This is a genomic window from Variovorax sp. Sphag1AA (assembly GCF_014192575.1).
GTDB lineage: Bacteria > Pseudomonadota > Gammaproteobacteria > Burkholderiales > Burkholderiaceae_C > Variovorax.
The window spans coordinates 343,491-366,092 of the sequence record NZ_JACHYC010000001.1 but is presented as its reverse complement, the minus strand read 5'-3'; the positions used below and the strand labels follow the sequence as shown (position 1 = coordinate 366,092).

Here is a 22,602-nt window from a genome sequence, read left to right as displayed (position 1 = left end):
CGGCTACAATGCCCCGCAGTATAAACGGCCACCGACGGATATTTCCGCGTGTTTACGCGGCTTGTGTCCCTTCAAAATCTCGAGGCTCCATGCAGCTTGCCGCTTTCTCCCCTGCTTCCCTCCTCCGCGTTTTCCCTGCCCTTGTGCTGGCCCTGGCGATGGGCGCCGCGCATGCGGACGACTACGGCGATGTCAACGCGCTGCTGCGCCAAGGCAAGACGGACGAAGCACTGACGAAGGCCGACGCGTACATCAGCGGCAAGCCGCGCGATCCGCAGATGCGCTTTCTGCGCGCCGTGATCCTCACCGAGCAAGGCAAGCAAGCCGAAGCGATCACCGCATTCACGCAGCTCACCCAGGACTACCCCGAGCTGCCCGAGCCCTACAACAACCTCGCGGCCCTCTACGCCGGGCAAAACCAGTTCGACAAGGCTCGCGCTGCGCTCGAGATGGCCGTCAAGCTCAACCCCGACTACGCCACGGCGCACGAGAACCTCGGCGACGTGTACGTGCGGCTTGCCGCGGAGTCGTACAGCCGCGCCAAGCAACTGGAGGCCAGCAACGCCACCGTGCCGCCCAAGCTCGCGCTGATCCGCCAGATGTTCAGCGCACCCACCTCCGGCGACCTGCCCCCCGCAACGGGGGCAGCCCGCAAACCCGTGCGCAAGTAAGTCGGCCACGTCGTACCGCGCCTCGGCGCATCTTCGGAAAGCGAACCTCCCGTGACCCTTCGAATCCTTTCGCGCCGCGCGGCGCTGATCGCAGCCACGACACTGGCGATGGCCGGCACCAGCACCATCGGCTGGGCGCAGACGGCTGCACCTCGCGTCAAGCTCGGCACCTCGGCCGGCGACATCGTGATCGAACTCTATCCGGACAAGGCCCCCAAGACGGTCGAGAACTTCCTCCAGTACGTCAATGACAAGCACTACGACGGCACGATCTTTCATCGCGTCATCGACGGCTTCATGATCCAAGGCGGCGGCTTCACGCCCGAGCTCCGGCAGAAGCCCACGCGTCCTCCCATTCCTCTCGAGGCGAAGAACGGCCTCAAGAACGACAAGTACACGATCGCGATGGCACGCACCTCCGATCCGAACTCAGCCACCTCGCAGTTCTTCATCAACGTGAAGGACAACGCCAGCCTCAACGCGCCCTCGCCCGACGGCTATGGCTACACCGTCTTCGGCAAGGTGGTCTCGGGCACCGAGGTGGTCGACAAAATCCGCGCCGCCCGCACGGGCAACAAGGGCGGCATGCAGGACGTTCCGGTCGAAACCATCACCATTCAATCCGCCACCGTGGTGGCCAAGTAATTCAAAGGAGCCTTCATGAGCAATCCCCAAGTCGAACTTCACATCAAGGACAATGGCGTCATCACGCTCGAACTCGACCAGGCCAAGGCCCCGAAGACGGTCGAGAACTTCCTCAACTACGTGAACAACGGCCACTACGACAACACCGTCTTCCATCGCGTGATCCCCGGCTTCATGGTTCAGGGCGGCGGCTTCGAGCCCGGCATGTCGCAGAAGCCGACCGGCGCCGAAATCCAGAACGAAGCCAACAACGGCCTGAAGAACGACAACTACACGGTCGCCATGGCGCGCACCAGCGCTCCGCATTCGGCCACCGCCCAGTTCTTCATCAACGTCGCGGACAACAGCTTCCTGAACCACACCGCGCCTTCGGCCCAGGGTTGGGGCTATGCAGTGTTCGGCAAGGTCGTGGACGGCAAGGAAGTCGTCGACAAGATCAAGGTGGTCAAGACCGGCCGCAAGGGCTTCCATGACGACGTGCCGCTCGAGGACGTCGTGATTGAAAAGGCCGTCGTCAAGGCCTGACCCCGCGCATGGAGGCGTTTGCAGAGATCGTCGCGCCGGCCAGCTGGCGCACGGTCGATCTCATCTCCGACCTCCATCTGCAGGCCGCGGACCAGGCCACTTTCGAGGCTTGGCGCGGCTATCTCGAAACCTCGCCAGCCGACGCGATCTTCATCCTCGGCGACCTGTTCGAAGTCTGGATTGGCGACGACGCGGCCACACTCCCGGGCTTCGAGGCGCAATGCGCCGACGTGCTGCGCACGGCCACAGCGCGGCGGCCCGTCTTCTTCATGCACGGCAACCGGGACTTCCTGCTCGGCCCCGCCTTCGCGGCGCAATGCGGCATGACACTCATCGACGACCCGACGGTGCTTGTCCTCCACGACAGGCGCTGGCTGCTCAGCCACGGCGATCTCCTGTGTCTCGAAGACGTCGAGTACCTGCGCTTCCGGGCCCAGGTGCGCACCCCCGAATGGAAAGCGGCGGTGCTCGCCCGACCGATGGAAGAACGCCGCGCCCTCGCCCGATCGGTCCGCGCGCAGAGCGAGGACCGCAAGCAAAGCCCCGGCATGGTCTGGGCTGATGTCGACACCAATGCCGCGCGCGACTGGCTGCATCGCGCCCACGCAACCGCGCTCGTCCACGGCCATACCCACAAGCCCAGGAAGCACGACCTGGGCGACGGTCTCGAACGCATCGTGCTGAGTGATTGGGACGTCGCTGCTCATCCCCCCCGCGCGCAGTTGCTCTGCATCTCCGCCGCCGGCGCTCAGCGCGTCGATCTGCGCTGATGTTTTCCTGGCTGCGCCGGATGCGCCCGGCGCCTCGCATTCCCGACGAGGCATGGCAAGCCACGCTGGCCCGCTATCGTTTCCTGGCCGAGCGTTCGCCGGCCGATGTCGATCGACTGCGCGAACTCGCTGCGGAATTTCTACGCGACAAGCGCTTCCACGGCGCGCATGGCTTCGTCATCTCCGACGAGGTCGCACTGGCGATCGCCGCACAGGCGGTCCTGCCGGTACTGCACCTGAAGGGTGGGCTCGACTGGTACGACGATTTTGTCGGCGTGGTCGTGCACCCGTCCGAAGCGGTCGCACAACGCACAACTGTCGATTCGACAGGCGTCGTGCACGAATACGAAGAAATCGTGGCCGGCGAGGCCATGGATCGCGGTCCGGTGATGCTGAGTTGGCAAGACGTACTCGCCAGCGGCGCCACGCGCGACGAGGGCTACAACGTCGTCATCCACGAATTCGCCCACAAGATCGACATGCGCGGCGGCTCGGCAGATGGCTGCCCGCCGCTGCCACGAGGCTTTCGCGGCAGCTCGAATTCGCGAGACGCGCGCGCCGCGTGGCTCGCGGTCATGCAGCCGGCCTACGACACGTTCCGCGAAAAAATCATCGTCGCCGAGCGCTTCGGCGGCGAAGAGCCGTGGCTCGATGCCTACGGCGCCCAATCGACCGGCGAGTTCTTCGCAGTCGCCTGCGAAGCGTACTTCGTGAACCGAGAGAGGCTGCGCAGCGACTTCGCAGAACTCGTCTTGCTATTCGACGAGTTCTTCACGCCGCCCGGGAAGCGATAGTCCGGGCCGGCGCGGCGCTTACTTACGCAGCAGGGCCTTGAGCGCGTTCTGCAGCCGCCGCGCCGAAGCCGCATCGTGCGGTGCCGCCAGAACCTTGCCAGCATCCTGCCCCCAGGTTTGCGCAGGTGCCGGATCGCCGCGGCGTGTCAGCAGCTTGAGCTGCAGCGCGCGGCGTGCTTCGAGTTGCTCGGCCGGGGTCGGCACTTCCGCTGCCATTTCGAGGCGCAGCAATGCTTCCGCGGCGTCGCCCGTGGGCGCGGACGGCGTCGCCACGAGCGCCTGCGACCAGACGTTGCGGACTGCGGGCGTCACTGCGCGACCCAATTCCTGTGCACTCGGAAGTTGGGACGCATCACGCTTTTCCCACGCACCGAGAACCTGCGTCAGCGCTTCCCCATGCGCCTGCGCTGCCAGCTTACGCAGCGCAAAGTCTGCGCGTTCGAGCGCATCACGCTGCGCACGGAATGCGGCATCGCCCAGGCGCGGCCCGCGATCTTCGCGCGGCGGACGGTCACCGAAACGACCACCTCCGGGAGCGCCGCGTTCACCGCGCTCGCCACCGCGAGGCGCACGGTCGCCCGGTCGTCCACCCGTCGCGCCGCGGGCATCGCGACGATCGCCGAAGCGACCGCCACGCGCAGCCGGGACAGGCTCGCCCTTCTTGTTGCCAGGGCGGTCGTCGCCGCGCACGGCAACGACAGGCTTGGGAGCGGGCTTGGGTGGCGCCGCGACCGGCTCGGCCTCGGCATCACTGCGCGCGGAAGGATCTGCACCATCCGCGGGTGCCACCAGATCGGCGGCCGGCGTGGGAGCGTCTGCCTGCGTTGGCGCAGGCTGCGCGTCCGCATCTTCCGGCGAGGGCGATTGCCCCGCACTTTCGCTGAACTCGGCGGCCGCCTGCCCCGGGGCCACGACTTCGGTCGCACCGACTGCCGGGCCATCGGCGGCGACTGCCGCAGGTGCGGCTTCGACGGACGCCTGATTGCGCATCGCAGACTCCAGCTGGGCGATGGCGGCACGGATCTTTTGCGCATCGCCAGTGGCACTGGCGGCTTCGAGCGCCTTCGACGCATCGAGCACGCTGCGGTCATGCGCATTCATCGCCGCAGACGCCTTCTCGCGCTCGGCGGTCTTGCGATTGAAAGCTTCGTCGATGGGCGCGCGGAACGCGTCCCACAGTTTTTGCTCTTGCCGGCGATCGAGCGGAACCGACTGCGCCTCGGCCTGCCAGCGCTGCTGAAGCGACTTGACCGCGTCGATGCGCAACATGGGCGCCGCGCCGAGTTCGGTTGCCTCGGCGATCATGGCTTGCCGGCGCTCGACACTCGCCTTCTGTTGTGCTTCGAACGGCGCACGCGCCGCACCGAAAGCCTCGGACCACTGGGACTGCAATTCGGCGAACACCTTCTCGCCGACGTGGCCTGCGTCACGCCAGCGATCGGCGAACTGATGCAGCGCGCGATTGATGGCCTTCAGGTCCGCCCCGTTCGCGTGCTCGGCCACCCAGGCCTTCACTTCTTCAATCAATGCAACACGATGCGCACGGTGCTCCGCGGCATCCGCGCGAACCTTTTCGAGCCACGCCTCGACCACCTTGTGGGCCTCGTTGCAGGCCTCGTCGAAGCGCTTCCAGAGTGCATGATTCGGCACCCCGCCCTGATCGGACTGTTTCCACTGCTCGCGCAAGGCGCGGAGGGTTTCCTGCATCTTCCTGCCGCCCAGCGCCTGGCCTTCGGGGCGCTTGAGCAAGCCCTCGGCCTTGGCAACGAGTTCTTCACGAACCTTGTCGGCGCTCCAGCGTTGCCAGCCTTCGAGCTCGCCCGCAGCAACCAGGGCGGCGTGCACGCGCGCTTCGAGCGCCGCGTCGACCAAGCGACCGTGTTCCTTGAGCACCGCGCGCAGTGCTGCCGCCGCACCGGCGCTTGCCTTGCCATGCCCTTGCGCGGTTTCCTGCTCGAGCTTGAGAAGCGCGGCCTCCACGGCACTATGGGCTGCAGCACGCTTTTCGGGGTCGACCTTGGGCCCGGCGGGCTTCGCCGCAGGGGGTGCGACCGCTTCAGGAACACCGCCGCGGGCCACGCGCAATTCGTCGGCCCACACCGGCACCGGCGGCAGCGGCGCGGCAGGATCGGCAGCCGCGGCCTGGGCCTGTGCCAAAGCGCCGTGGAATGCATCGGAAACAACCAGAAGTTGTGCCTTGGACGATTCGAGTTGCGGCGCGAACTTGACGTCGAGGCTGTTCCAGTTGCCATCGGCCGCGATCTCCGCCGCCTGCTGCTGCCAATGCGCGACGTCGGAACGCAGGGCCTCTTCGGCCGCCTGCGCGTCGCGCCAGCTCTTGGTCGACAGCACTTCGAATCGCTGTGCGAGCAGCACCGCCGCCTCGCGATGCACCTGGGCGCGGTGTTGCAGGTCCTCGATGCCCTTCACCCGCTCGGCCAGACGTGTCTTGATGCCAGCGAGCGGTTCGCGCGACAGAGGCGCACCGGCCTTTGCTGCGTCGCGCTGCCATGCGAGGGCATCGGCAATGTTGAGCTTGGGCTGTGCGAGGAGCACTTCGGCCTTCTGTGTCCATTCGGCGGCGATGGCCTCTTGTCCCTTCGCGCGCTTGAGTTCGTCGAGCTTCTCGCGCAGCAACCGGGCAGCACCCTTGTCGCGACCGCTCAGTTCCTTGAAGACGTCCTGCATCTGCTCAGCCGACGGATTGCCTGCGAGCCAATCACGGATGCGCTGCGCACGCTCGCCCGAGGTCGGCGCGGTGAACGCACCACCGGTCAGCGTGTCGAGGGACTGGATGTCGTGAGGCTTGGAAGAAGTTGAAGTCACTGCGCGAAGAATCGTTATCTGTAGAAGAAAAGCGAAGGCGCCGGCAATTGCCGGCGCACCCCAGCATTTTCACCGACTTGTCGCCACCCGGCTCAACGGGTCGCGAGTTTCAGCTCGGCACTGGGTTTCCAATTGTCGCCTTCGGCCTTGGTGCGCACCGCGCCGAGGAAAAGGCGCTCGCTTGGCACCTTCTGCTCGAGCAGGTAGTCGCGCACCGCGGCGCCACGCGCCACCGCGAGCTGACGCATCGACTCCTCGTCGACGGGGATGCTGGCCGCCAGTAGATTCTCCATGTCCTGCTGCGGCAGATCCTTGGCAAGGCCCACCATGTTGCGTGGCTTGGTGACGTCCGAGCGTTTGTAGGCCGCGGCCAGGAGATCCGGATATTCGGAATCGCTGAGCGCATCGACATCCGCCGCGTTCTGGCCGGCGCGCACGGCGGCCCGGCGTTTTTCCGCCTGTGCGAGCTGACGCACGCGCTGGCGCTGGTAGCCCTCGCGCTCCTGTTCGAGACTGGCCGTGCCGACAACCGTCATCTGCAGCCCCGGTCGGTCGATGATGGCTTTCGCGACCTTGTCGAGACTCTGCTTGGCCTCGTCGGAGAGTTCAGTGCTGCCCGGCGCGAAAGTGATGGCGCTCGACTCCCCGCCTCCGCCACCGCCTGTCAGCAGTGCGAACGGTGCCGTGGCGGCCTTCGCAATCAGGTTCACGATGGCCTTGAGGATCAGCGGCCCGACGCTGAACTCGGGGTCGTTGATCGAACCACGCAACGGCAGATCCACGTCGATCACGCCGTTCCGGTCCGCCAGCAAGGCGACGGCGAGCCGCACTGGCAGGCTCGCGGGCGCTCCTTCCACTTGCTCGCCAAACTGGAGCTGATTCAGGATCAGCCGGTTGGACGCGGTGAGCGAACCGTCAGGCGCGATCTTGTAGTTGACGTCCATGCTCAGCTTGCCGCGCTCGATGCCATGGCCGGCAAAACGGATCGAGTACGGCGACAGCGGCGGCAGATCGAGCTCGCGCATCTTTGCCGTGATGTCGAGCTCGAGCGGCTTGACCAGCGGATTGAGACGGCCGGTGATCTCGAGCGAGGCGGTCTGCTGGGCCTTGCCGCGCAGTTCGAGGTCAGCCAGCGCCGGCTTGTCGCCTGCCGGCTTGGAGGAAAAGGCGCTCAGCCGTCCGGTCAGTTCGGTGAGATCCGCCGAATAGTTCGGCTTGATGAACAGGTCGGAGAAATCGATCCGGCCATTCACCAGGGCCATTGGGCCGAAGTTGATGACCGGCGCCATCGGATTGGGCGGCGCCGCAGGCGCAGGCGCTGCAGCAGCGGGTGCCGCGGCTGGCGCGGCCCCACCCACCATCAGTTCCGCGGGAGGAGCCTCGGCCACCGCGGTGCGTGAACGGGCCGCGCGGCGGCCAGCGTTGGTGGTCGTGGTCGTCCCACCCAGGCTGCGCTTGCTCGTGACCTCGGGCGCTGGCGCCGATGCATCCGGCGTTGCTGGCTGCCCCGGTTGCCCCGGCTGCTTGACCAGATACAAGAGGTTCAGCTTGCCGGTCGGGTCGATGATGATCCGGGCGAAGAAGTCAGTCAGGGTCGTTTCACGGACGTCGAGGTTCAGCGGTGCGCCCGGCACCATGTTGACCTGCACCCCGCGCAGCCCCAGCGTCTTCCAGCTCAGGAGCTGCCGATTCCCAGAGCTCCCCTGCGTCTGCGTGAGGATCACGCTGTTGGCGCGGAAGTCGTCGACGGCGGTGTCGCCCGCCAGCCGCACGCTCATGCCCGCGGGCGTGGATGCATATTTGACGGTTCCCCGGTAGCTCGCGAAGGCGCGCCGGATGTCGATGTTGAGCGCATCGGCGTAGTACGCCTTGAAGACGTGCGCCGGCAGCGACGCGACATTCACCTTGCCTTCGGCGGCAAGCGGCTTGAGGGCCAGGTTGCCGTCGTATTCGAATCGCCCCGGCTCGGCGCGACCCGCGGCGATACGGCCCGAGACCTTGAGCGGCGAAACGGTGGCGGTGTTCGGAGCGATCTTCTGGGCGTTGACCTTCAGCGCGCTGATTTCAAAGGCCACCGGCGTGTCGCTGGCGTTGTCGGCATAAGCAAGCGCACCGTTGTCGACCGAAACCTCGGCGATCGTGAGCTCCCACGGCTTGGTATTGGCCGCCGGAGACGGCGCTTCGGATGCCTTTGGGTCCTTCGGCGCCGCAATCTTGGCCTCTTTCGCGGCACTGTCGCCGCCGTTGCCGGCGGGAACCTTGAGCCAGCGCTCGAACATCCAGCGCTTTTCCTTGTCACGCTCCACCCGCACCTTCGGGCTCGTGGCTGCGAAGGAGCCGATCGCCAGCGTGTGCTTGGTCATGTCGACATCGGCGTCGCGAAGCTCGAATTTGCCGACGCTTGCAACCGCGGTCTTCTCCTGAGTGAGCGCGAGATCTTCGGCGACGACGCTGCGCGCCTTGAGCTTCAGGTCGGGCTTGGTCCACGCCACGTCGATCTGGCCGCTGAGCTTGCCGTCCAACGTCGGCTCCAGACTCTGCGCAAGGTACGGTGCCGCAATGGACAGCGGCAGCGCGCCGACTTCCGTCTGCACCTGCGCCTCCTTGTCCGTCCCCTGACCTTCGAACTTGATGGTCGCGCCAGCAACAGTGGTCGATCCATTGAAGGTCGCCGGCTTTTCAATGGGCCAGGCAACCGAATTCACTTCGATGGCCAAGTCCTTCGCGTCGATTTCCGCGGCTGGCTTCGTGGTCTGGTCGCGCCATCCGATGTGGCCACCGGTCAATGCGACCTTGTCGACCTGCAGATGCCAACCCGGAGGTTCGGCCGGCTTGGCGGCAGCGTCGCCGTTGGGTTCGGGCGCCGGAACGGTGGCGACCTTTTCCTTGGCGCCGGTCGCGGGATCGGTCGCCAGAAGGTTCAACTTGCCGGCTTCGTCGCGCGCCACCACCAATTGCGGGGCGGCCAACGCCACCTCGCTCAGATGCACCACCCGCTCCAGGGGCCGCACATCCGCCAGCGCCACCTTGAGCGACTCGAAGCCAAGCAGGTCCTTGCCCCGACCGTCGGCGACCTTGATGCCGTTTGCCGCCACGGTGCCTGTGATCTTCAGCGCTGGTGCCGCGGCCTGCGCGAAATCGATCCGGATGTCCGCGTCGAGCTTGCCAGCCTGCAGCGACACCGGCAGCCCCCCGGGGATGTAGCCCAGATAAGGCACGAGATCGAGCCCTTCGAACTTGATCTGGGCATCGGTCTTGTGACTCTCGGCGAAAGGGGTCGACGACGCTGCCGAGTCGAATTTGCTGCCATTCAGGACGAACGCCAGCTTCGGCTCGGTCGTAATGTCCCGCTTGGAGGCCAAGTTGCTCAGGAACGGCACGGCCAGTTCGAGGTTGCGCAACTCATGCCGCCGCTTGACCGTCTGGTCATCAAAGGTGAACGAACCGTTCGAAATGCCGATGTTGTAGATCGCGAAGCGCGGCGGCTCCCCCTTGGGCGCATCCGGCTTGGGCGCGAGCTTTGCGAGGATGTCGTCGATGTCGTACTTGCCGTCGCTCAGGTGCGTGAGAAGGATGGCCGGCGAATCGATCGACACCGCATCCACCACAGGCGCAAGCCGGAGGATCGATTGCAACTCGGCATCGAGATAGATCCGATTGACCGCCACCTGCGCCTGCTTGCCGTCGGCCGTGGCGATCTGCAGGTCATGCACAGTGAGTTCGAGGGTCCAGGGCTTGAAGTCGATCTTGCCGACCGTGACCTGCCGACCCAGTTTGTCACTCGCGATTCGCTGGATCTGGCCCTTGGCAATCGGCGGCACCGCGAGCCACGCGAGCAGCCACACGGCCAGTATGACCAGCAACGCGACCACGCCGCGCCGCACCCATTTGTTCTGTTTCAACTCACCTGCTTTCATCGCCCGGGAGTGTGCCCCAAACGACCTCGCCTTCCCAGAAACGAGAAAGCCCGGTGGCGGGACGAAACGTCATGCCACCGGGCTCGATGGCGGACGCAACGCCCATGCCATCTTTTCGCGCGACCGGAAGGTGATTTGTTCCGGTCAGGCTGGCAGCAAGAGATTGCCACCGTTGGGCCGCAGTCGCTGAACCGTCGGATTGCTCCTCGGGTTACCGGACCTTGGTGAAGCGCCTACAAAATCGAGGCACTTACAGCGTAGGCCTGTACCGGAAAGATTTCAAAATGAGGTTTTCAATCGGCCCGGGGGGACCGATTCGCGAACTAATCCTCACATTTTTTACACTCGAAATTAGAATAACAAGCCCAGTCCTTATTCTTGACCGGGTATTTAGCGGCTCCTAGAATGCCGCCACCCCGGACCGCCAGATCGTCCGGACTCACCCCCTAATCCGCTGCCGATATGCATCGGCTTGATCAGGTGGCCGCGCTCCCTCCCCTCCTCGCGCGGACCTGATTACGTACCAATCCAGGCGCTGCTGCGTTCTTCTTCGCCCTCGTGGCGTTGCGAACAAGGTCCCGCATAGAAAGGAAACGCGATGAAGCAGGCGCTTGATGCCACAGCCCGAGGGCTACGGACTTTCATGTCCGATGTGGTCGACGGCTTCTTTGAAATCACCCACAACGGCTTTGCTCTCGTTGGGTTGGCGATCGTCTTTGCGGCGCTCGCGCTGGTTGCCCGGCCGGATCTTCGCCAATCTGGCGAAGATCAGCTCATGGGCTGGCTCCAGTCCCGCAAGCCGGCGCCGGTGCCCAGCGACTTCGAACTCGAACCAACTGCTATCGAGCGAACCACCGCGGCCAGCCCGCATGAGTTGCCGAAGCAGCAGGCGGCTGTCGCCTACTGGCTGAGCAAGAAATATCGCGTCGCCGCCGAACCGTTGGCCGTACTAGTGTCCGAAGCATTTGATCTCGGAAAGCGCACCAAGCTCGACCCAACGCTGATCCTGGCGATCATGGCCGTGGAATCCAGCTTCAACCCGTTCGCCCAGAGCCAGGTCGGAGCCCAGGGTCTGATGCAGGTCATGACACGTGTCCATGGCGAAAAGTATGAAAGCGCTGGCGGCACGCTCACCGCTTTCGACCCGGTCACCAACATGCGGGTCGGCGTCAAGGTGCTACAGGAGTGCATCGCACGTGCCGGCTCGCTCGAAGGCGGCCTGCGTTTCTACGTCGGCGCTGCCAATCTTGCAGACGACGGCGGCTACGCCTCCAAGGTTCTCGCCGAGCACGAGCGCCTGCGCCAGGTCGTCGCCGGACGTCCGCCGGCCGTCAATGCGCCGACGCCGGCCCCGCGTCAGGCCCCCGTTCCAGTCGTGAGCCCCGCGCCGACCAAGCAGCCGGAGTCTGCATCGGAACGTATCGCGATGGTCGGGGATTAGGCCTTTATTCGACACGGCCGCCATCGCCGTCAGCTACACTCGGCGAGCACGCGACTGGCGATAGGCGCTGCACTTTTTCAGGTGCGCTGCGCTGACGTGGACTACCACTGGGGAGCGTGCTGCCTGCACCTTGAGCAGGTGTTCAGCCGTTCGCCTGGGCAGCCCTTGTTTGGTTAAGAACAAGGCCCACCGTCTTGAAGGACTGCCATGTACCACCGCAACAACCTGGTCGAACAGACCGATCCTGAAATCTGGGCCGCCATTCAGGCCGAGAACGCCCGCCAGGAACACCACATCGAGCTCATCGCGAGCGAAAACTACGCCTCGCCCGCCGTCATGGCCGCGCAGGGCTCGCAACTCACCAACAAGTACGCCGAAGGCTACCCGGGCAAGCGCTACTACGGCGGCTGCGAAAACGTCGATGTTGCCGAGCAACTGGCAATCGATCGCGTCAAGCAACTCTTCGGCGCCGATGCAGCCAACGTGCAGCCGCATTGCGGCGCTTCCGCCAACGAAGCCGTGATGCTCGCCTTCCTGAAGCCCGGTGACACCATCATGGGCATGAGCCTCGCCGAAGGCGGCCACCTGACCCACGGCATGCCGCTGAACATGAGCGGCAAGTGGTTCAACGTCGTGAGCTACGGCCTCGACGCCAAGGAAGAGATCGACTACGACGCGATGGAGCGCAAGGCGCGCGAGCATCTGCCCAAGCTGATCATCGCGGGCGCTTCGGCCTACTCGCTTCGCATCGACTTCGAGCGCTTCGCCAAGATCGCCAAGGAAATCGGCGCCATCTTCATGGTCGACATCGCGCACTACGCCGGCCTCGTGGCGGCAGGCGTCTACCCCAACCCGGTTCCTCACGCAGACGTGGTGACGTCAACCACGCACAAGAGCCTGCGCGGCCCACGTGGCGGCATCATCCTGATGAAGTCGCAGCATGAGAAGGCCATCAACAGTGCGATCTTCCCGGGTCTGCAGGGTGGTCCGCTGATGCACGTGATCGCCGCCAAGGCCGTCGCGTTCAAGGAAGCGCTTTCTCCCGAGTTCAAGACCTACCAGCAACAGGTGGTCAAGAACGCGCAGGTCGTCGCCGAGACGCTCACACAGCGCGGTCTGCGCATCGTGAGCGGCCGCACCGAAAGCCACGTCATGCTCGTCGACCTGCGAGCCAAGGGCATCACCGGCAAGGAAGCCGAAGCGGTGCTGGGCGATGCTCACATGACGATCAACAAGAACGCGATCCCGAACGATCCGGAAAAGCCGATGGTCACCAGCGGCGTCCGCATCGGTACGCCGGCGATGACGACGCGCGGCTTCAAGGAAGAAGAAGCCCGCCTGACCGCCAACCTGATCGCCGACGTGCTCGACAACCCGCGCGACGCGGCCAACATCGAGGCGGTCCGCGCCAAGGTGAACGCGCTGACCAGCCGTTTCCCTGTCTACCGCTGATCCGGTGATTCCGATGCTCAGCCCCGCACGTCAGAGGCATGGTCTGGCGCTGAGCGGAGATGCCGCATGAAGTGCCCCTTCTGCGGCCACCTCGAAACGCAGGTCGTCGAGACCCGCGTTTCGGAGGACGGCGACTTCGTCCGCCGCCGGCGGCAGTGCGGCGCATGCGACAAGCGCTTCACCACTTACGAACGGCCCGACGTCAATTTCCCGGTCGTGGTCAAGAAGGATGGCAGCCGTGCCGACTTCACCCCCGGCAAGGTCCGAGCGTCGATGATGCTGGCGCTGCGCAAGCGGCCGGTCAGCATCGAGCAGATCGACAACGCCCTGCTGCGCATCGAACAGAAGCTACTGTCGAGCGGCCTTCGCGAAATCGAATCGACCAAGGTTGGCGAACTGGTCATGCGCGAACTCAAGAAGCTCGACAAAGTGGCCTACGTCCGCTTTGCCTCGGTCTACCGCAGCTTCGAGGACGTGGATGAGTTCAGGCAGCTGCTAAGGGATATCTGAGCGCGCATCACTGGGCCCTCAACTCGCTACCGCCCTGCACGTTGTCGAGCCTGACGAGGCACAGTCGCCACTCTTATCTGGATCGCAGAGCTTGGGTCGACCGGACATCGCGAGAACAATAGAACTGCGCCGCCCTGTTTCGGCCTTGAGCGTCAGACATCCGGCAGCCTTGCTCGAAAGGAATCCATTCGCGTCGTAAGCGAGCGCCTGTTTGAGTCCTCCGGTGGTCGAGGAAGTGTCGACGACAACGCCCGTCCGCAATCCGTCGAATGTGCGCAGCACTTCTCGTTCATTGCCCACCGTCATCGCCACCTCCCACCCGTTCGACCAATCATCGTCAATCGGCTCAAGCGCCACTTTCTGCGAACGCTTCATAGCCTCGGCCCGGGCGAGGCTCAATGCAGCGACAAAGTCGCTGGTGTTCGATGCGAGGCGTTGATTGAGAAGCAGGTCGCGAAAGCCTGGGACAGCAATCGTCCCGAGGATGGCGACGAGCGCAACCACCACCATCATTTCGATCAGCGTGAAGCCACTCAGTCCCAACGCGCTGTTGGTTTCCGCCGATGCCTTCCATGGGGCATCCTTCGTGAAGTCGAACTTCCAGAGATTCCCCTGTGTGTCTCCGGCGTAGAGCAGACGGGTCCAGTTGTCTGATGAACTGTAGTCACCCACCGGACCCAATGCATTCACCAACGTTGCGTCGGCGGGATTCGGCAGGACGATCTTGTAGTAGTTACTTTCCAATTGCCAAGCCTCATTGGAGCGCCGTGAGGACCACCAGCAACAGCAACACGGCGATCAGCGAAAAACCCGTCTGTCGATGCGGTGCATCGCGGTTCTTGAAGGACGAACTCATGCGGGGTCCCTCTGCACGTTGCGAAGCATCACGGTGAACGTCGACACGGCACGAAAGCGGCCGTCGTCCGGCGGCTCGAAAACGATGCCGGGGAAATCGCGTCCCAACGGGAACAGCTTGTAGTTCGCGGCATCACCAACCTGCTTCCACTCGGCGTTGGGACGATTGCTGCGGACCACCATGCCCACTCGCACGGCAACGACATTGAGCCACTGGACATACGCATCCGTCCCTGCCGTCGCTGCCTTTGCCTCGATCTCCTTGGCTTCCAGCCAGGTGTCGGGAACGCTGTCGTCGTTGGCGTCAAAGCCATAGACGACCTTGAGCAATTCGACGCCGCGCGCCAGTTCCTTTACATCGACGGTTCCATTGCCCGCCCTGCGCTTGCAGTAGAGCTCGGGATGCCCGTCAGTCGCGATATCCACGTACAGGATGTTCCACGCGCGGTCATTGAAGGTCGCCGGCCCCGTCTGGGCCACGCCAAAGCAGTCGTGCATCGTGCCGTCCGCGTCGCTGCCATCGACGTTGCTGCGGCCGAAGAAACGCACCATCAGCGAATCACTCCCGTGGACCCTATCCGAGTCGGTCGAGCCGAATTCGGCGAGGGTCTTACTCACCGTGGTGTTGCTGGCGCCCGCCAGACTGAGGTCGAAAGGACCTTTGGAGTTGCCCGAGAGCGCCACGCCGCTGGCAACGACGCTTGCTCCATCCGGCTGATGATCAGGCGCGTAGTCTGAATACCCCGCCTGACGAATGAGGCGCTGAGCCACATGGCGTGTGAAGCGAACCGTGTCCTGCACGCTCCGCACGTCGGTATCGTTGGTGAACAGCTTCCTCGCCCCGAGAAAAGCAGACGAAGCGGCAAGCACGATGACCAAGCCGATCGCCAGGGCGATCATCAGTTCGATCAGTGTGAGGCCGCGCTGTCGCGGTCGGAGTGCCATCTAGATCGCCTCCGACGCGTCGTAGTCGTGTCCAGGGACGAGTTGCATGACGACGCGCGGCGGCCGATCGTCTTGCATCTCCTTCTCGCTTCCCATTCGAGGGATCCAGCCCATCTTGACCACGAGAGTTCGCCCTTCGCCCTCGCAGTTCCACGCGTAGTTATCGTCGGCGCCCACCATGACGTCGTCAAAGCACACGACGACGTGGGCCTCGGGAAGCGTCTCCCTGACACGAATCGTCCAGTCGTGAATGTCCCAGGCCGCGATGTCCGACGGACCGCAATCACCGGTCAACCCGACGCACCCCTTGGGCGCGACAGGATCGGCATCCGTGCCTTTCAGCTCGACCAGATAGGGATTGGTCGCGCTGCTGAAGACCGCGGGGTTCCGCGCAGCAACGTTCTTGTTGATGCGCGCCTTTTCCGACAGCTCCCGCGCCAGACTGACTGCCGCGGTGAATGACCCGGACTCGCTCGTGCTTCTCACCGAAGTCATCAGCATGCCCATCGCGCCCAGCAGTCCAAGACTGAGGATGACGATCGAGACAAGCACTTCGACAAGCGAAAAGCCTGCGGCCCGGCGTTTGTATGACGCCATATTCTTTTACCTTCCCTGAATGTCGATGCTTGCAAGGAAGCCCTCGCGCTCGACGGGCGAAGTCTAGTGACGGTCTCTTGCCGTTCATCCTCGTTTCGCTACCGCTCGTATGATTCGCTCGCGATGTTTCGCAAGAGTCTTCCAGCGGCTCGCAGATCACTACACAGTTCGATTACATGGTTGCTTCCATGCCTTCTCTAGATGCCGATGCGCAACACATCGCTGCCGCGCAGCAACTGGCAATCGACGGGCGATACCTCACCGATCCCAACCCCCGCGTTGGCTGCGTGCTGACGGATGCTTCGGGCCATGTTCTTGGTGTGGGCCATACCCAGCAAGCCGGCGGTCCGCACGCGGAGGTCATGGCGATGCGGGAAGCTGCGGCGCACGGGCACTCGCTGGCAGGCGCCACCGCGTATGTGACTTTGGAGCCCTGCTCACACCACGGTCGCACTGCGCCGTGCTGCGATGCCTTGATCAATGCCGGTGTCCGCCGTGTCGTGGCTTCGGTCTCGGACCCCAACCCCTTGGTCGGCGGCCAAGGCTTCGAGCGCCTTCGCGCCGCTGGCATCGAAGTCGTAGTGGGCCCCGGCGCCGATGAAACGCGGGAGCTGAACATCGGCTTCTTCAGCCGGATGATTCGCAAGACGCCCTGGGTGCGCCTCAAGATCGCGGCGTCGCTTGACGGGAAGACCGCCCTCACGAATGGCGTGAGCCAATGGATCACCTCCGAGGCCGCGCGCACCGATGGTCATGCATGGCGAGCCAGGGCAAGTGCCGTGCTGACCGGCGTCGGAACGCTGATCGAGGACGACCCTCGCCTGGACGTCCGCCTGGTTCAGACCCCGCGCCAGCCCCATCTGGTCGTGGTCGATAGTCATCTGCAGACGCCTGCCTCCGCCAGGATCTTCGACATTCCCGAGCGCAAGGTCTGGATCTACGCGGCCCACCGCGATGAAGCCAAGGCCAGCGCACTGGAAGCGCGGGGCGCCACCATCACGGTGATGGCCAATGCGGACGGCAAGGTCGACCTCGGCGCCCTGTTGCGCGATCTCGCCGCGCGCGAAGTGAACGAACTCCATGTCGAGGCTGGCCACAAGCTCAACGGATCACTGCTCCGGGAAGGCTGGGGCGACGAGTTGCTGCTGTACCTTGCACCCAAATTCATCGGCGAGGGGATCGGGATGGCGAACCAGCCTTTCGCCGATGGCCCACTCAGCACGCTGGCCGGCGCCCTTCCGCTCGAATTCCGTAGCCTGGATCGTCTGGGACCCGACTTGAGAATCCTGGCCCGGATTTCAGGCCGGGACGCCTTCTAGCGAACCCGCGGACGCCCGGGGCTCGCATCTCTGCGAAAATGCCGGGATGTTCACCGGAATCATTACCGGCGTGGGGCGCATCGCCGCCGTCCACGACCTCGGCAGCTCTTCTTCCCACGGCAAGCGGCTCAGCATCGCGGTGCCCGACGGCTATCTCGACGACGTGGGGCTCGGTGACAGCATCGCGCTCAATGGCGCGTGCATGACGGTCACCTCGCTCGATCTGCCCGGCCAGCAATTCACCATCGACATTTCCGCGGAGTCGCTCGACAAGACCGCCGGTCTTTCCGAGGAAGCCACGACGGTCAATCTCGAAAAGGCTTTGCGCGCGCAGGACCGCCTGGGCGGTCACATCGTGTCCGGGCACGTAGATGGCATCGGCACGATCACCCGCTTCGCGCCGGTCGGCGAAAGCTGGGAGCTTCGCGTGCTCGCTCCCCCAGCCCTCGCCCGCTTCCTCGCCTACAAGGGCTCGATCACAATCAACGGCGTCAGCCTCACCGTGAACAGCGTCAGCGACCTGCCGGACGGCAGTGAGATCAGCATCAACCTCATCCCCCACACGGTCGAGAACACCGCCCTCGGCAGCCTCAAGGACGGCAGCCGTGTGAACCTCGAAATCGACACCGTGGCGCGCTACGTGGAGCGCATGCTTCAGGCCGGCGCCATTCAAACTCCGCAGAAAGACAAAGCCCCATGAACGCATCCGTCACGCCGATCGGATCGCCCCGCAGCGCCAGCGCACCGGCACCCATTTCATCGGTCGAGGAAATCGTCGCCGAGCTGCGCGCCGGCCGCATGGTGATCCTGGTCGACGAAGAAGACCGCGAGAACGAAGGCGACATCGTCCTTGCCTCCGACCATGTCACGCCCGAAGCGATCAACTTCATGGCACGCCACGCACGCGGGCTGATCTGCCTAACCCTCTCGCGCGAAATGTGCGAGCGGCTGAACCTGCCGCCGATGGTGGCGCGCAACGGCGCCAAGCATTCGACGGCGTTCACGGTGTCGATCGAGGCTGCCGAAGGCGTCACCACGGGCATCTCGGCCGCCGATCGGTCCCGCACGGTGCAGGCCGCAGTTGCGCCCAACGCAGTGGCCGCCGATCTGGTCCAGCCGGGCCACATCTTTCCGCTGCAGGCCGTGGACGGTGGTGTGCTGATGCGCGCCGGCCATACCGAAGCCGGCTGCGACCTCGCCTCGATGGCCGGCTGTTCGCCCTCCGCGGTGATCTGCGAGGTCATGAATGAAGACGGCACGATGGCGCGTTTGCCCGACCTGCAGATCTTTGCGGCCGAGCATGGCATCAAGATCGGCACGATCGCGGCGCTGATCGAGCACCGCAGCCGGACCGAATCGCTGGTCGAGAAAGTCGGCTGCCGCGAGATCCAGACGGCATGGGGCCCCTTTACCGCACACGCCTTCAAGGACAAGCCGAGCAACGGCGTGCACCTTGCGCTGGTGCGCGGCAAGTGGAGCCCCGACGACACGGTCGACGTGCGCGTGCACGAGCCGTTGTCGGTGCTGGACGCCCTCGAACTCAATCGCGCCCTGCACTCGTGGAGCCTCGATTCCAGCCTGTCCCACCTCGCCGCGCAGGGCAAGGGTGTTGCCGTGCTGCTGAACTGCGGCGAAACCGGCGCCGAGTTGCTGTCCCAATTCGACGGCACCGCCCGTCCCGCGCAGGCCCCCGAACGCGGGCGCATGGACCTGCGCAGCTACGGCATCGGCGCGCAGATCCTGCGTGAGTGCGGTGTGCATCGCATGAACCTCATGGGCACGCCTCGCCGCATGCCCAGCATGGCTGCCGGTTTCGGGCTCGAGATCGCTGGCTACATCACCAAAGACGAACAATGAAAAACTCCAACGCAGGGCAGGCTGACTGATGCAACACGCGAACAAGGGCAGTGTCGAACTCGACGGCAAGGGATTGCGCATCGGCATCGTGCAGGCGCGCTTCAACGAGGAAATCACCGACGCGCTGGCCAAGGCCTGCCGCGACGAACTCGCGGCGCTCGGCGTGGCCGATGCGGACATCGACCACGTGAACGTGCCGGGCGCGCTTGAAGTGCCGGTCGCGCTTCAGGGCCTGGCCGAGCGCAACCGCTATCACGCGCTGGTCGCCCTGGGCTGCATCATCCGCGGCGAGACGTACCACTTCGAACTGGTGGCGAACGAATCCGGCGCTTGCGTGAGCCGCGTGGCACTCGACTACCGTATTCCGATCGCCAACGCGATCCTCACGACCGAGAACCTCGAACAGGCCGTGGCGCGCCAGACCGAAAAGGGTCGCGATGCGGCACGCGTAGCGGTTGAGATGGCGCGACTGCTGGCGAGCTTCCAATGACCGACGACACCAAAGCCGCCGGCGGCAAGCCGCGCCAGTCGCGCACCGGCCTCACGAGCACCGGCGCCCGCAAGGCTTCTGCCAAGTCCAATCGCAGCCGTGCACGTGAATTCGCGCTTCAGGCGCTCTACCAGCATCTGGTCAGCCACAACGACGCCACCGCGATCGACGAGTTCACGCGTGACCTCGCAGGCTTCCACAAGGCTGATGCGGCGCATTACGACGCACTGCTGCACGGCTCCATCGAAGCCGCCGAAAGCCTCGATGCGCTGATCGTTCCACTGCTCGATCGCAAGCTCGAAGAGATCTCGCCGATCGAACACGCCGTGATGTGGATCGGCGTGTACGAATTCCAGAATTGCCTCGACGTGCCGTGGCGCGTGGTGCTCAACGAGTGCATCGAGCTCGCCAAGGAGTTCGGCGGTACCGACGGCCACAAGTACGTGAACGCGGTGCTCAACGGCCTCGCGCCGAAGCTGCGCGCCGCCGAGGTCGAAGCAGACCGCGCGTCCGGGAAGGCCCGGCCATGAGGATTTCGAGGCGCGCGGAGCGCATCGAGCCGTTTTATGTGATGGAGGTCGCCAAGGCCGCTTCAGCACTTGCGCGAGAAGTGGCCCATACCGATCGGCCGATGATCTTCCTGAACATCGGCGAGCCCGACTTCACTGCGCCACCGCTGGTGCAGGAAGCCGCCATACGGGCGGTCCGCGCCGGTGCCACGCAGTACACGCACGCCACCGGCCTGGATCGCCTGCGCGAGCGCATCAGCGGCTGGTATGCAGAACGCTTCGGCGTCAACGTGCCGGCACGCCGCATCGTCGTGACGGCTGGCGCTTCGGCGGCATTGCAGCTCGCGTGCCTTGCGCTGATCGACTCGGGCGACGAGATTCTCTTGCCGGACCCGAGCTACCCGTGCAATCGCCATTTCGTCACCGCCGCGGACGGCCGCGCGGTGCTGGTGCCGACCACCGCCGCCGAGCGCTTCCAGCTCAGCGCAGCCAAGGTCGAAGCAGCCTGGAACGACCGCACCCGTGGTGTTCTGCTGGCGTCGCCGTCGAACCCGACCGGCACCTCGATCGCGCCCGACGAGCTTCGCCGCATCCACGAAGTCGTGTCGGAGCGCGGTGGGATCACGTTGATCGACGAGATCTATCTCGGCCTGTCCTACGACAGCACCTTCGGACAGACCGCGCTCGCGATCGACGACCAGGTCATCAGCATCAACAGCTTCAGCAAGTACTTCAACATGACCGGCTGGCGTCTTGGCTGGCTCGTCGTGCCCGAAGCACTGGTACCGGCCGTCGAGCGTCTGGCGCAGAACCTGTTCATCTGCGCAAGCACGGTGTCGCAGTACGCTGCGCTCGCCTGCTTCGAGGCCGACAGCATCGCCGAGTACGAGCGCCGCCGCGCCGAGTTCAAGGCGCGCCGCGACTGGTTCATTCCGCAGCTCAACGCGCTGGGCCTCGACGTGCCGGTGATGCCCGACGGCGCCTTCTACGCCTGGGCCGACTGTTCCAGCTTGGCGGAGCGGCTTGGCATCTCCGGCAGCTGGGACTTTGCTTTCGAGGCCATGAAGCAAGCGCACGTCGCAGTCACGCCGGGACGGGATTTCGGCACGGCCGAGACCTCGCGCTTCGTCCGCTTTTCTACCGCCAGCTCGATGGCACACCTCGAAGAATCCATCGACCGCCTGCGCGTGTGGGCGAACGCGGCCATTACCGCATGAGCGTGAGCGCCGCGCCGGGCCGCCCCAAGCAAGCTCGCGCCCCCTCGGGGGGCAGCGAGGACACGCAAGTGCCGAGCGTGGGGGCCTGCTTCACGCTCGCGATCCGGGTCTACTGGGAGGACACCGATGCAGGCGGCATCGTGTTCTACGCCAACTACCTGAAGTTCATGGAACGCGCGCGCACCGAATGGTTGCGCTCGATGGGCATTGCGCAGCAACGACTGCGCGAAGAGACCGGCGGCATCTTCGTGGTCAGCGAAACGCAGCTCAAATACCACCGGCCCGCGCGCCTCGACGATGAACTGCTGGTTACAGCCGAACTCCGGCAGATCGGTTCCGCGTCGTTGATAATCGCCCAGCGCGTGCTATCAAAATCAGAGCGGCCCACCGGTGCGAGCACTGAGGAAAATGCGGTGCTCCTGTGCGAAGGCACGATCCGCATCGGCTGGGTCCAGGCCGACACGCTGCGGCCGGCACGAATCCCGCGTCAGGTTTCGGGAACCCTCGAGCGCCATGCCGGCTCCATGTCTCAACCTTTCAAGCCATGAATCAAGACCTCTCGATCATTTCCCTGCTGCTGCACGCCAGCCTTCCGGTCCAGTTGGTGGTGGCATTGCTCATCATCGTTTCCGTCGCGAGCTGGGCTGCCATCTTCCGCAAGTTCTTTTCCCTCAAGCGCACCCGCGCACTCAATGAAGACTTCGAGCGCGACTTCTGGTCGGGCACGAGCCTGAACGAGCTGTTCTCTTCCGCCGCGCAGAACGCGAAGTTCGCCGGCCCCATGGAACGCATCTTTGCCTCCGGCATGCGCGAATATCAGAAGCTGCGCGAGCGTCATGTGTCCGACCCCGGCACGCTGCTCGACGGTTCCCGCCGTGCGATGCGCGCGAGCTTCCAGCGCGAGCTCGACGCGGTCGAACAGAACCTCTCCTTCCTCGCCACCGTCGGATCGGTCTCGCCGTACGTCGGCCTTTTCGGCACCGTCTGGGGGATCATGCATGCCTTCACCGGTCTCGCCGCCCTGGCGCAAGTGACGCTCTCCACCGTCGCGCCCGGCATCGCCGAAGCGCTCGTTGCCACCGCGATCGGCCTGTTTGCCGCCATCCCGGCCGTGGTCGCCTACAACCGGTTTGCCCGCGAAATCGACAAGATCGCGATCGCGCTCGAGACCTTCATCGAAGAGTTCTCGAACATCCTCCAGCGCAACCTGACGGCCCACCAGAATCCGGCGACCGTCGCCGCGGCGACGGGCCGCTGAAGCG

21 protein-coding genes and 1 riboswitch are annotated in these 22,602 nt (G+C 64.8%); of the genes, 16 read left to right on the top strand and 5 right to left on the bottom strand.

What is annotated here, in order from left to right:
* Positions 1–89: 89 nt before the first annotated feature.
* The 5 genes from FHW64_RS01865 to FHW64_RS01845 all read left to right on the top strand — a co-directional run bounded on the left by FHW64_RS01865 (position 90) and on the right by FHW64_RS01845 (position 3,405).
* Complete coding sequence (locus FHW64_RS01865; protein ID WP_184522540.1) at positions 90–671, top strand: tetratricopeptide repeat protein; 582 nt, start codon at positions 90–92, stop codon at positions 669–671.
* Between the two features lie 108 nt (positions 672–779).
* Positions 780–1,316 (top strand): peptidylprolyl isomerase, encoded by a 537-nt coding sequence (locus FHW64_RS01860; RefSeq protein WP_184524181.1) that lies wholly within the window; start codon positions 780–782, stop codon positions 1,314–1,316.
* A 15-nt stretch (positions 1,317–1,331) separates the two neighbouring features.
* Entirely contained in the window at positions 1,332–1,841 is a 510-nt protein-coding gene (locus FHW64_RS01855; protein WP_184522538.1) for a peptidylprolyl isomerase, read from the top strand.
* Between the two features lie 8 nt (positions 1,842–1,849).
* On the top strand, positions 1,850–2,611 hold the full coding sequence (locus FHW64_RS01850) for a UDP-2,3-diacylglucosamine diphosphatase (protein ID WP_184522536.1): 762 nt from the start codon (positions 1,850–1,852) through the stop codon (positions 2,609–2,611).
* Complete coding sequence (locus FHW64_RS01845) at positions 2,611–3,405, top strand: zinc-dependent peptidase (RefSeq protein ID WP_184522533.1); 795 nt, start codon at positions 2,611–2,613, stop codon at positions 3,403–3,405. The genes FHW64_RS01850 and FHW64_RS01845 overlap by 1 nt, the downstream gene beginning before the upstream one ends.
* Before the next feature lie 18 nt (positions 3,406–3,423).
* Here FHW64_RS01845 and FHW64_RS01840 read toward each other — a convergent pair whose 3' ends face one another.
* Positions 3,424–6,231 (bottom strand): DUF349 domain-containing protein, encoded by a 2,808-nt coding sequence (locus FHW64_RS01840; RefSeq protein WP_184522531.1) that lies wholly within the window; start codon positions 6,229–6,231, stop codon positions 3,424–3,426.
* A gap of 92 nt (positions 6,232–6,323) precedes the next feature.
* Complete coding sequence (locus FHW64_RS01835) at positions 6,324–10,148, bottom strand: DUF748 domain-containing protein (RefSeq protein WP_184522529.1); 3,825 nt, start codon at positions 10,146–10,148, stop codon at positions 6,324–6,326.
* Positions 10,149–10,746: 598 nt separating this feature from the next.
* On the opposite strand from FHW64_RS01835, the gene FHW64_RS01830 reads away from it, so the two are divergent.
* From FHW64_RS01830 to nrdR, 3 genes are all read left to right on the top strand, one after another.
* Entirely contained in the window at positions 10,747–11,589 is an 843-nt protein-coding gene (locus FHW64_RS01830; protein WP_184522527.1) for a lytic transglycosylase domain-containing protein, read from the top strand.
* A 40-nt stretch (positions 11,590–11,629) separates the two neighbouring features.
* Positions 11,630–11,756, top strand: a riboswitch (ZMP/ZTP riboswitch).
* A gap of 40 nt (positions 11,757–11,796) precedes the next feature.
* Positions 11,797–13,041 carry a serine hydroxymethyltransferase gene (glyA, locus tag FHW64_RS01825; protein ID WP_184522525.1) on the top strand — a complete coding sequence of 415 codons (1,245 nt, stop codon included), beginning with the start codon at positions 11,797–11,799 and terminating at the stop codon, positions 13,039–13,041.
* Between the two features lie 66 nt (positions 13,042–13,107).
* Positions 13,108–13,551 (top strand): transcriptional regulator NrdR, encoded by a 444-nt coding sequence (nrdR, locus tag FHW64_RS01820; protein ID WP_184522523.1) that lies wholly within the window; start codon positions 13,108–13,110, stop codon positions 13,549–13,551.
* Between the two features lie 18 nt (positions 13,552–13,569).
* On the opposite strand, the gene FHW64_RS01815 is transcribed toward nrdR, so the two are convergent.
* From FHW64_RS01815 to pilV, 3 genes are all read right to left on the bottom strand, one after another.
* Positions 13,570–14,295 carry a GspH/FimT family pseudopilin gene (locus FHW64_RS01815; protein ID WP_184522521.1) on the bottom strand — a complete coding sequence of 242 codons (726 nt, stop codon included), beginning with the start codon at positions 14,293–14,295 and terminating at the stop codon, positions 13,570–13,572.
* Between the two features lie 108 nt (positions 14,296–14,403).
* Positions 14,404–15,351, bottom strand: coding sequence for a PilW family protein (locus tag FHW64_RS01810; RefSeq protein WP_260303605.1), 948 nt, complete (start codon positions 15,349–15,351; stop codon positions 14,404–14,406).
* Positions 15,352–15,948, bottom strand: a complete 597-nt coding sequence (pilV, locus tag FHW64_RS01805) for a type IV pilus modification protein PilV (protein WP_260303604.1) — start codon at positions 15,946–15,948, stop codon at positions 15,352–15,354.
* Between the two features lie 188 nt (positions 15,949–16,136).
* Between pilV and ribD the strand changes: the two genes are divergently transcribed.
* The 8 genes from ribD to tolQ are packed head-to-tail and all read left to right on the top strand — an operon-like array spanning position 16,137 to position 22,598.
* Positions 16,137–17,267, top strand: coding sequence for a bifunctional diaminohydroxyphosphoribosylaminopyrimidine deaminase/5-amino-6-(5-phosphoribosylamino)uracil reductase RibD (gene ribD / locus FHW64_RS01800; RefSeq protein WP_260303603.1), 1,131 nt, complete (start codon positions 16,137–16,139; stop codon positions 17,265–17,267).
* 46 nt (positions 17,268–17,313) lie between these two features.
* Positions 17,314–17,967, top strand: a complete 654-nt coding sequence (locus FHW64_RS01795) for a riboflavin synthase (RefSeq protein ID WP_184522515.1) — start codon at positions 17,314–17,316, stop codon at positions 17,965–17,967.
* Positions 17,964–19,124 carry a bifunctional 3,4-dihydroxy-2-butanone-4-phosphate synthase/GTP cyclohydrolase II gene (ribBA, locus tag FHW64_RS01790; protein ID WP_184522513.1) on the top strand — a complete coding sequence of 387 codons (1,161 nt, stop codon included), beginning with the start codon at positions 17,964–17,966 and terminating at the stop codon, positions 19,122–19,124. Before FHW64_RS01795 ends, ribBA begins: the two co-directional genes overlap by 4 nt.
* A gap of 28 nt (positions 19,125–19,152) precedes the next feature.
* Positions 19,153–19,614: a 6,7-dimethyl-8-ribityllumazine synthase gene (gene ribH, locus FHW64_RS01785; protein WP_184522510.1), complete on the top strand. Its 462-nt coding sequence runs from the start codon at positions 19,153–19,155 to the stop codon at positions 19,612–19,614.
* A complete protein-coding gene (nusB, locus tag FHW64_RS01780) occupies positions 19,611–20,144 on the top strand; it encodes a transcription antitermination factor NusB (protein WP_184522508.1) in 534 nt (177 codons plus the stop codon). The genes ribH and nusB overlap by 4 nt, the downstream gene beginning before the upstream one ends.
* The gene (locus FHW64_RS01775) at positions 20,141–21,340 is read left to right on the top strand and encodes a pyridoxal phosphate-dependent aminotransferase (protein WP_184522507.1); all 1,200 of its coding nucleotides are present in this window, start codon (positions 20,141–20,143) and stop codon (positions 21,338–21,340) included. Before nusB ends, FHW64_RS01775 begins: the two co-directional genes overlap by 4 nt.
* Positions 21,337–21,888 carry a tol-pal system-associated acyl-CoA thioesterase gene (ybgC, locus tag FHW64_RS01770; RefSeq protein ID WP_184522505.1) on the top strand — a complete coding sequence of 184 codons (552 nt, stop codon included), beginning with the start codon at positions 21,337–21,339 and terminating at the stop codon, positions 21,886–21,888. The genes FHW64_RS01775 and ybgC overlap by 4 nt, the downstream gene beginning before the upstream one ends.
* Positions 21,885–22,598, top strand: a complete 714-nt coding sequence (gene tolQ / locus FHW64_RS01765; RefSeq protein WP_184522503.1) for a protein TolQ — start codon at positions 21,885–21,887, stop codon at positions 22,596–22,598. Before ybgC ends, tolQ begins: the two co-directional genes overlap by 4 nt.
* The last annotated feature ends 4 nt before the right edge of the window (positions 22,599–22,602 follow it).

Coding starts and splice junctions, on each gene's coding strand:
- FHW64_RS01865 (WP_184522540.1), top strand. CDS start 90: ATGCAGCTTGCCGCTTTCTCCCCTGCTTCCCTCCTCCGCGTTTTCCCT.
- FHW64_RS01860 (WP_184524181.1), top strand. CDS start 780: ATGGCCGGCACCAGCACCATCGGCTGGGCGCAGACGGCTGCACCTCGC.
- FHW64_RS01855 (WP_184522538.1), top strand. CDS start 1,332: ATGAGCAATCCCCAAGTCGAACTTCACATCAAGGACAATGGCGTCATC.
- FHW64_RS01850 (WP_184522536.1), top strand. CDS start 1,850: ATGGAGGCGTTTGCAGAGATCGTCGCGCCGGCCAGCTGGCGCACGGTC.
- FHW64_RS01845 (WP_184522533.1), top strand. CDS start 2,611: ATGTTTTCCTGGCTGCGCCGGATGCGCCCGGCGCCTCGCATTCCCGAC.
- FHW64_RS01835 (WP_184522529.1), bottom strand. CDS start 10,148: ATGAAAGCAGGTGAGTTGAAACAGAACAAATGGGTGCGGCGCGGCGTG.
- FHW64_RS01830 (WP_184522527.1), top strand. CDS start 10,747: ATGAAGCAGGCGCTTGATGCCACAGCCCGAGGGCTACGGACTTTCATG.
- glyA (WP_184522525.1), top strand. CDS start 11,797: ATGTACCACCGCAACAACCTGGTCGAACAGACCGATCCTGAAATCTGG.
- nrdR (WP_184522523.1), top strand. CDS start 13,108: ATGAAGTGCCCCTTCTGCGGCCACCTCGAAACGCAGGTCGTCGAGACC.
- FHW64_RS01810 (WP_260303605.1), bottom strand. CDS start 15,351: ATGGCACTCCGACCGCGACAGCGCGGCCTCACACTGATCGAACTGATG.
- pilV (WP_260303604.1), bottom strand. CDS start 15,948: ATGGCGTCATACAAACGCCGGGCCGCAGGCTTTTCGCTTGTCGAAGTG.
- ribD (WP_260303603.1), top strand. CDS start 16,137: ATGCCTTCTCTAGATGCCGATGCGCAACACATCGCTGCCGCGCAGCAA.
- FHW64_RS01795 (WP_184522515.1), top strand. CDS start 17,314: ATGTTCACCGGAATCATTACCGGCGTGGGGCGCATCGCCGCCGTCCAC.
- ribBA (WP_184522513.1), top strand. CDS start 17,964: ATGAACGCATCCGTCACGCCGATCGGATCGCCCCGCAGCGCCAGCGCA.
- ribH (WP_184522510.1), top strand. CDS start 19,153: ATGCAACACGCGAACAAGGGCAGTGTCGAACTCGACGGCAAGGGATTG.
- nusB (WP_184522508.1), top strand. CDS start 19,611: ATGACCGACGACACCAAAGCCGCCGGCGGCAAGCCGCGCCAGTCGCGC.
- FHW64_RS01775 (WP_184522507.1), top strand. CDS start 20,141: ATGAGGATTTCGAGGCGCGCGGAGCGCATCGAGCCGTTTTATGTGATG.
- ybgC (WP_184522505.1), top strand. CDS start 21,337: ATGAGCGTGAGCGCCGCGCCGGGCCGCCCCAAGCAAGCTCGCGCCCCC.
- tolQ (WP_184522503.1), top strand. CDS start 21,885: ATGAATCAAGACCTCTCGATCATTTCCCTGCTGCTGCACGCCAGCCTT.